The organism is Streptomonospora sediminis, from assembly GCF_054778995.1.
In genome coordinates this window covers 21,524-30,083 of sequence record NZ_BAAGYZ010000113.1, presented here as the reverse complement: position 1 = coordinate 30,083, position 8,560 = coordinate 21,524, and the positions used below count along the sequence as shown (strand labels likewise).

The following is an 8,560-nucleotide window of genomic DNA, read 5'->3' as shown; positions in this document are numbered from 1 at the left end:
GATCTTCGGCGCCCTTCGCCATGCCCGCAGCCGGTTCGGGAAACTCCCATCAACGATCTAGGGGTGCGCCGATTCCGACAACGGCACCGCAGCCCGGCCGGCGCCGCGGTTCGGGCGACCGGGCCCGACCCGCACAACGAATCCAGCGCTGTTTGCGTTGGCGGCGGCGGCACCGCCGCGCACAGGCACCCGCCGGAAACAGCGGCGGCCGCACACGCCTCGCGGGCGTGCGCGGCCGCGGCCTGCGCAACTTCTGCTCAGGAGGATTCGCTGAGGCCTCAGCGGCCCACTGCGGCGCCGCCCGGGTTGGTGAACTCGCGCTCGACGCGGTCGAAGTCCGCCTCCATCTCGGGCGTCGTGCGGCCCACGTTCTGGAAGATGAAGATCCCGGCCAGGCTGACGATGACCGCCGGCACCATCGTGTAGAGGCCGGTGCCCAGGGGGTCAACCGCGATCGGCCCCAGGCTGATCCCGCTGTTGTCCAGAATGTCCCACAGCACGGAGGTCACGCCGCCGCCGATCATGCCGGCGAGCGCCGCCGCCCGGTTCATCTTGCGCCAGTACAGCGACAGCAGGATGACGGGGCCGAACCCGGCTCCGAACCCGGCCCAGGCGTAGCTGACCAGGTCCATGACCGTGTTGTTCCCGGACAGCGCGATCAGTGCGGCCAGCACCGCGATCACCATGACCGCGCCGCGGCTGACCCACACCAGCGACATCGCCGAGGCGTCGCGCTTGACGAACGCCCGGTACCCGTCCTCGGTCACGGCCGAGGCACCCACCAGCAGCTGGGAGTCGGCGGTGCTCATCACCGCGGCGAGGATCGCCGCCAGCAGCAGCCCGGCCACCCACGGGGTGAGCACGGCCTGGATGAGCTGGGCGAACACCTGCTCGGGGTCACCGAGCGGGGTCTCGAAGTAGACAACGCCGGTGAACCCGAGCACCACGGCCATGATCATCGCGGTGATGGCCCAGCCGACACTGATGACACCGGCCTTGCGGACATCGCCGGCCGAACGGATGCCCATGAACCGGGCGAGGATGTGCGGTTGGCCGAGGTAGCCGATGCCCCAGGCCAGCCCGGAGATGATCACCATGGGCGCGAGTGCGTCGCCGAGACTGCCCTCGACACCGCCCAGGACCTCGGTGAACGCCGCGGGGGTGCGGCCCGGGTCGGTGGTGATGGCGACCATGGCGACGACCGGGACCACGAGCAGCGCGATCCACATCATCACCGCCTGCACCACGTCGGTGAAGCTGACCGCGAGGAAACCGCCGAGGAAGGTGTAGATGACCACGATCGAGCCGCCGGCGATGATGGCGACCGCGTTCGGCATGCCGAACACCTGGTTGAACAGGCCGCCCATCGCCACGAGTCCGGAGGCCACGTAGAAGAGGTAGAAGGCCAGGATCAGCACGGCCGAGACCAGGCGGAGCACGCCGCTGCGGTCGGCGAAGCGGTTCTCCAGGTAGGACGACAGGGTCAGCGAGTCGGAGTCTCCGCCGCTGCGGGCGTCGGTGACCCGCTCGGTGTAGACCCGCAGCCGGCCGGCGATGAGCCACCAGCTCGCCGCGAAGCCGATCGCCAGGCCCACCGCGATCCAGGCTTCACCCAGTCCGGAGAGGTAGATGGCGCCCGGCAGGCCCAGCAGCAGCCACGCGCTGAAGTCGCTCGCGTTGGCGCTCAGGCCGGCCACCCAGCTGTTCAGCTGCCGGCCGCCGAGCACGAAGTCGGACAGCGACTTCGTGCGTTTATACACCGCGACACCGATGGCGATCATGACGATGAAGTACGCGGCGAATGTGGCTATCGAGGCCACCGTCGACGTATCCAAGCGGCTCCCCTTTCAACTGGTCGGGAGTCGGGCAATGCACGAATGTGAGGCAATGCATGGATCCTGGCGTCCGCCGCAGTCTGAGGGCAATGTCCGATATGGAAGTGGCTACGTCTTCGATACCTCGCCGAGTTGTTGGCCGGACACACTTGTCCGATCGTGGCACGGAGGCGCACCGCACTTGTCGGATCGAACAGCCGCCGAACCGGCCCGCTCCGAGCCGGTATCGGCGGTCCGCGGGACCCGGAAAACGGTGCGACGCCACCCAGGACGGAATGGTAGGACGAATACCATGACCCTCCTGCACGTATTCGACATGGACGGCACCCTCATCAACGGCACGAGCGCCGCCGTGCAGATCGCGCGCACCTGCGGGACCGAGGCCGAGCTGCTCGACCTGGAACGCGCCTTCAGCGCGGGCGAGATCGACACCAAGGTCTTCTCCGCGGCGCTGCACGGCCTGTGGTCGGAACTGACGGAGGACCACGTCGACGCGGCGTTCCGGGCGGCCCCCTTCATGGCGGAGATCGCCGAGGTCTGCGCCGACATCCGCGCCCGCGGCGAGCACTCGCTCGTCGTCACCATGGCGACCGACTTCTTCGCCCGGCGGCTGCTCGGGTTCGGCTTCGACGACGTGGTCGCCTCCCGGTTCCCGCCCCTGCCGTTCTCGCGCCCGCCCGAGCCCGACGACATCCTGGTGCCCGCCGACAAGGTCCGCATCGTCGAGGAGACCCGGCGGCGCGCCGCCATTCCCCTGGAGCGGTGCGTCGCCTACGGGGACTCCATGTCCGACGCCCCGCTGTTCGGCCACCTCCACCACAGTGTCGCGGTCAACGCCGACCACCACCTGGCCGGCCTCGCCCGGGCGCAGTACCGCGGCACGAGCCTGATGGCGGCCTACACGCGCGGCCGCGAACTGCTGGACCGGGCCGCGTAGCACGCACAGGCTGTGGACGGCGCTGCGGCAGCGCCGTCCGCTCGGCCGTCACCGGCCGGTGGGCCGGTTCCAGTCGTCGAGCATCCGGTCGAAGTCGTCCTCGCCCCGGCCGAGGTCCATGCGGATGCGGAACCTGGCGCGCAGCAGCTCCATCAGCAAATCGTGCACATAGGCCGACACGTCCTGGTGAAGGAAGCGCTCGATGCCCAGGGTCGCCCAGGAATGCGCGCCTTCGAGGTCGCCGTGGGCGTTGAGGCTCTCGACGATGTGGATGCAGGTGGGCAGGTTGCGCGGCCCCTCAGTGCTCAAGCGCTCCAACTGCGCATAGGCGGAGTCGATCATGTCGAGCTCCAGCAGCGCGCCGGCCTGAAGGGCGCGGGCGTCGATGATGGTCACGCCGCCGTCGTCGATGGCGCGCTGGTAGGCGGCCGAAGCCCGCTCGAACTCCTGAGCGGACTCCCACTGCTCGCCGGCGCGCACGAAGATCTCGGCGCGCGAGATCTCGCTGTCGGCGTCGACGATGTTGGCCAGGCCGAGGAGCTCCCGGGCAACGTCGACATGGTCGCCGGACTGGACGGCGCGGAATTCCAGCCGGTCGAGATCGGCCGTCGTCACGCGGGTCAATGCCGCCCTCCCTCGCTCCCCAACATCGTGCGACCGCGGTGGGCTCCGCCGCCGCTCACCCCCTGGCCGCGCGTTCCAACGCGCCCCAAAACCCCTGCCGCAGCGCCTCGCGGACCTCGTCGCGGAGCAGGAAGTCGATCGGCAGCGCAGATCCCTGCAGCAGTCGCGCCTCCAGGTCGGAGGGCATCCGCGGACGGCGTGCCAGGACCGCCTCCATCCACAGGGTGGGGGCGTCGCGGGCGATCGACTCGGCGAAATCGTTCCCCTCCTGGTGCGCGGCATTCACTGCGCCGTCGATCGTGTTCGCCGACGGCGCTCCTGCGGGCAGGGGCGGCCCCAAGCTGGGAGTCGGATCGGTGTAGGGACCGTGCTGAAGACGGTGTTCGGGCTGGGGACCAGTACCAGGCGCGGACCCGGGCCGGGTTCCGCCGGAACTCCCGAATCGGGAGTCACCTTCCGTACTGGCCCCAAAAGTAGGGTTTGGTCCGGTGTTACCTCCGAACCCCGGGTTCTCGCCGGTGTTCGACCCGTACCGGGGATCCGGTGGGGGTGGTGGAGTGTTCCGGGCCGGCGGGTTCTCGCGTTCGTACTGGTGCCCCGACATGGAGGGGTGCCCGCCGGTCGGCGGGTGCTGTGCCGGATGCCCCCCGGTGTGCTGCCCCTGGGCGGGATGGCCGCCGGTCGGCGGGCCGCCCTGGTGCTGCGGCGGCACCTGGCGTCCGCCCTGCTGCTGCCCGTACGGGTTCTGCGCGCCGCGCATTCCCGGGTGGGGCCCGGTGCCGCCGGGCGGCATGCCGTAGCCGGGATCGGGGCCGCCGGGCGGCGCTTGCGGGCCCGGCTGCTGCTGGTTGCCCGGCTGGGCACCGGACATGCCGGTGTGGGCGCCGGTTCCGCCACCGGGCGGCGGAGTGTGGCCGCCCGAGGGGAAGCCGTTCACATCGATGGGGCCCGAGGGCGAACTGCGCTGCGGGGGCTCGGCACCGCCCTGGGGGGCGAGGTGGTCGCCGCCGCCGCGCTGCTGGGCGATGCTCTGCTGCATCGCGCGCAACTGGTCCATGGCGCTGCCGGACATGGCCGGCTGCCCCCCGGTGCCGGCGAAGACCGGTTCGTAGCCTTCGTAGCCCCCGGAGGCCGCGGCCGCCGGCTCGACGCGGCCCGGTGCGGGATGGGCCGCCACCGGGCGGCGCGGCATCTCCGGCGGGCTGTGCGAGCGGCCGTTGCCCAGCGGGGTGGTGGTTTCGGTCTGCTCTTCGTCGCCCACGCCCGAGAGCAGGTTGACGTGGGGGCGCAGGTGTCCCGCGCCGATTTCGATCAGGTCGTCGCACTCGCGGCGCAGTGTCCGCGAGATGGTCCAGTTCCCCTCGACCGAGATGTGCACGACGGTGACACGGACGCCGAGGTCCTGTACGTCCGACACGACCTGGGCCATGTCCTCGTCACCGCTGACGAGGACGGCTTCGCACAGCACTCCGGTGCGCGCGAGTGTGGTCAGGTCCCGTTGGACGTAGCTTTCGACGCCTTCCCGTCTGCCCGGACGGATACGCGCGGCTCGGAATTTGATGCCGGGAATGTCCGCGATTCCGTCCTGCTCCTGGGTGCGGCGGCCGTCGGCGGTCGCCTCGTACCAGTAACAGCGCAACAGCGGGAGCTGCGTCCGGTCCCGCGCCACCTCGTTGAGGAGTTGCACGAGCCCCGCGTAGTCCCATGACACGGAATCGCGGTTGCGGGTTCCGTGCACTGCCATCGCACCGTCGGCGAGGAGGTAGCCGGCGTCTACGAACAGCGCGCAGCGATCCACGCGACACCGCCCCTTCCCGTTGGTTGGTCGCCCGGGGTGGGATCCACGCACCGGGCCCTGCCGGCGTTCGGCACTGGGCCTATGGACAGGCCGCGCAACAGCCTAACCAAGTCTGTGGACGTTTGTACGCCGCCTTGCCACCCCCGCTTACCCCCTCCGGCCGAATCGATCCAGGCCAGGCGAGTGTCGTACGCCACTGCCGGCGGCCCAAGCGGGGCCTTGGAGCGGGGGTTGCGGGCGGCCCGCAACCGCCGCCGGAGCGGGCCGGGCGGCCGCCGCGGGGCAAGGGCGACGGCGCCGCCCGCAACCGCGGAGGCCGCCGGTCCCGCGGCGGCACCGGGTCCGCCCTCAGGCGGTCCCGGGGGGTCCGGCGGTCCGGGCGGTCCAGGCGGTCCAGGCGGCTCCGGTGGGACCGGCCCCGGCCCGTCCGCCGGCGGTGGCACCGGACCCGGTCCGGCCGCCGGAGGTCCGCCGGCACCGGGCGGTCCCTGCCCGCGCACCCCGACCCCGACGTCCACGCCAGGAGTGTGCACCCAAACGCCGTCCGGTCCCACGTGCACCGACACGTCCGGCTCGGGCTCCGGCTCCGGTTCCGGGGGCGGAGGCGGAGGCGGCGGTTCGGCGGGCTCGGACGGCGGCGGAGGAGGCGGCGGCGCGGGCGACTCGGGAACCTCCGCAGGCGGCGGCTCGGGCGGCGGCGAGTCCGCCCGGCGTTCGGGTTCGGCGGGGTCCTGGGAAACGGGCGGGGGCGGGTCCCCGGCGGGCTGCGGCTGCGGCCGGGGTTCGGCGGGCGCAGCGGGCGGCTCCTCCTGCGCGGGCGGTTCGGGCGGAGGAGGCGGCGGCGCGGGCGGGGCGGCCGCTGCCGGCGGAGCGGACGGCCGCTGCGGGTCGAGCGGCTCGTCGTTGCTCACGAGCGCGAACGCGACGGCCGCCGCAGCCGCGGCAACGGCGGTACCGCCCGCCACCGCCTGCTGCCCACGCTTTGGCAGCCGGTCCCACCAGCCGCCGAAGCCGACCGGGACACCGCCCGCCGCGGCCAGGTACCCGGCCGCGCCCGGCCCGGCCACCAGCGGCAGGACGATCCCCCGCAACCCGACGTTCACGTCCATCAGCTCGGCGTAGACCTCGCTGCAGTGCCCGCACTCGTCGAGGTGGCGGTCCACGGTCGCGGTATCGCGCTTGGCCAGCCCGTCGCGCACGTAGGCGCCCAGCAGGCCGATGGCCGGACGGCAGGACTCCGCGGCACCGCCGGCCAGGTGCATCTGCAGGTACGCCTGGCGCAGCCCTTCGCGCGCACGGTAGGCCAGCGCCGCCACGCTGTTGGGGTTCATCCCCAGGCTGGGCGCCGCCTCGGCGGGCTTGACCCCCTCGATCTCCGTGTACCAGAGCACCGCCTGCCACCGTTCGGGCAGCGAAAGGTAAGCGCGGGCGATCAGCGAACGCTCCAACCCGGCCAGCGCCGGATCGACGAACGGCTCGCCGGAGTCGAACTTCTCCATGTCGTCGGTGACGACCTGGCGCTTCTCGCCGCGGAACCGGTCGTAGACGACGTGGCGCAGCGCGGTCAGCAGGTAGGGCCGGAACCCGTCGGCGGGGCCGCCGCCGCGCCCTAAGACCGCGAGGAGGCGCGCGAACGCCTCGGCGACGGCATCGTCGACCTCGCTCTCGCTGCGGACCAGTTGGCGGGCCAGACCGCGGGCCGCGTCGGCGTGGCGGACGTAGAGCTCCTCGAATGCACCGGTGTCGCCTTGGCGGACCCGTGCAAGCAGCTCGTCGTCACCCGCGAGTAGCTCGGTGTGGTCGCCGTGGGACTCGGACATGCGCCCGCCTTCCGATGTGCCGGTTGCTCGATTGCTCGCTGACTCAACTGAGGTGTGGGGGCCGGTGGACGATGCAGCGCCGACCGGTGCGCGTGCGGTGCCCGCTGGGTTCCGGGGGGATCGGGGAAGGCTTCCCATCTGGGACCGCTCCCCGGAAGACCGCCGCGGAAAAATGTTCCCGCACTCGCGTCATGACCGCCACCGAACTCCGTGAATAGGGGTGAAGGCGCTGAGTACCGCCGACTACGGGAGCAGAACGACGATGTGGGGACGCGAGACCGGCAGCTCCGAGCTCGCCGACGACCTTGCCGCCGGCCGCCGGCTGCGCGAGTTGTGGCGCAGCCGCAGCCGCGTGCGGCGCGCCGCGCCGCACGGTGACAGTGACTGGTGGACTCCGGCGGTCGACGCCGCCTGCACGGCGGCGGTCCGCAACCGGGGCATGGCCGAAGCCTGCGGGCGGCTCGGGCAGGCGAGAGCGCGTTCCGGTATCAGCGTCGGCGCCACCCTGGAGGACTTCGCGGCCTTCTGCGACGTACTGGGCCGGTCCCAACCGCCGATCAGCCTGGTCACCGCCCTTACCGAAGGGTGGGTCGACGGCGGCCGCTCACAGGAGGAGTGCCGCGACCCGCTCACCGGCCTTGCGACGGCCGCCTTCCTGCGCACCCGGCTGGGCGAGCTGTACCGCGGCGCTTCCGGCGAGCCCGGCCACGGCGGCCCGGGAAGTCCGGGCGGTTCCGGCCCGGGAAGTCCGGGTGAATCGGGCGGTTCGGGCGGTTCCGGCCCGGGCGGCCACCGGCTGGTCGTGGTGGCCCTGCCCGAAGGGCTGGACCCGTGGCGGCGCACCGCCCGGCTGATCGTGGTCGGCCACGAACTGGGCCGGGTCTTCACCCGCGGCGAGTCCCTGGCGCTGCTCAGCCGCAGCCGAATGGCGGTACTGGCACCGGACGGCGCCGGACTCGCCGAACGGCTGGAGGCGCTGCGCAACCAGGTGTGCGCCGAACACAGCGCCCGGTTGTGGACGCTGCCGCTCCCACCGCGCTGCGCCGAGGCGCTGGCCCTCGTAGACGCCGCAGGGAGTCCGCCGATGACCGATTGAGCACCACCGGACGCCGCCGGCATCGCGCTGCCCCGATGGGGGGAGGGGGCCCGGTGCCGGCGGCCGCCGGCCGGCGCTGCCCGTTGAGGGGCGGGCGCGTTCGGCCGACCCGCCGGGGCGCTGCCCCGGCTCAGCCGCCGACCGGCAAGGCTTTCTGGCCCCGAGAGGCAGCCTCACAGGCCGGTCGGCGGCAGGGCGCCGCACGGCGCCCAGGAGGCGCGTCCGTATGGGAGGCGGGCGCGCCTCCGCCATGCGGAGGGTGCATGGCGTCCCGGCCGCCGGAACCGGCTGCAGTGGGAGCGGCGGCTGTGCGGCAGGGGCGGCGGCAGCTGTGGGGCTGTGCGGCCTTGTCCGCAGCCGGGCGGCGGGCGGCCTGCACGAAAAAACGGCACCGAGGGCCGCGGTTGGCCCGGGCGGGCACGCGTGTGTCCGTTGTGTCGGATTGCAGGG

Annotated in this window: 6 protein-coding genes; 2 read left to right on the top strand and 4 right to left on the bottom strand. The window is 72.7% G+C overall.

What is annotated here, in order from left to right; genetic code table 11:
• Positions 1 to 278 precede the first annotated feature (278 nt).
• Positions 279 to 1,835, bottom strand: a complete 1,557-nt coding sequence (gene putP / locus ACYVD5_RS22090; RefSeq protein WP_461003029.1) for a sodium/proline symporter PutP — start codon at positions 1,833 to 1,835, stop codon at positions 279 to 281.
• A gap of 292 nt (positions 1,836 to 2,127) precedes the next feature.
• Between putP and ACYVD5_RS22085 the strand changes: the two genes are divergently transcribed.
• Positions 2,128 to 2,772, top strand: a complete 645-nt coding sequence (locus ACYVD5_RS22085) for an HAD family hydrolase (protein WP_461003028.1) — start codon at positions 2,128 to 2,130, stop codon at positions 2,770 to 2,772.
• A gap of 48 nt (positions 2,773 to 2,820) precedes the next feature.
• Here ACYVD5_RS22085 and ACYVD5_RS22080 read toward each other — a convergent pair whose 3' ends face one another.
• From ACYVD5_RS22080 to ACYVD5_RS22070, 3 genes are read right to left on the bottom strand one after another with little or no spacing between them, the layout of a single operon-like run.
• On the bottom strand, positions 2,821 to 3,396 hold the full coding sequence (locus ACYVD5_RS22080; protein ID WP_461003027.1) for a tetratricopeptide repeat protein: 576 nt from the start codon (positions 3,394 to 3,396) through the stop codon (positions 2,821 to 2,823).
• A 55-nt stretch (positions 3,397 to 3,451) separates the two neighbouring features.
• A complete protein-coding gene (locus ACYVD5_RS22075) occupies positions 3,452 to 5,194 on the bottom strand; it encodes an NYN domain-containing protein (protein WP_461003026.1) in 1,743 nt (580 codons plus the stop codon).
• Positions 5,170 to 7,014: a sigma-70 family RNA polymerase sigma factor gene (locus ACYVD5_RS22070; RefSeq protein WP_461003025.1), complete on the bottom strand. Its 1,845-nt coding sequence runs from the start codon at positions 7,012 to 7,014 to the stop codon at positions 5,170 to 5,172. The genes ACYVD5_RS22075 and ACYVD5_RS22070 overlap by 25 nt, the downstream gene beginning before the upstream one ends.
• A gap of 262 nt (positions 7,015 to 7,276) precedes the next feature.
• Here ACYVD5_RS22070 and ACYVD5_RS22065 point away from each other — a divergent pair, with 262 nt between their 5' ends.
• Positions 7,277 to 8,110 carry a hypothetical protein gene (locus tag ACYVD5_RS22065; RefSeq protein WP_461003030.1) on the top strand — a complete coding sequence of 278 codons (834 nt, stop codon included), beginning with the start codon at positions 7,277 to 7,279 and terminating at the stop codon, positions 8,108 to 8,110.
• Positions 8,111 to 8,560 lie beyond the last annotated feature (450 nt).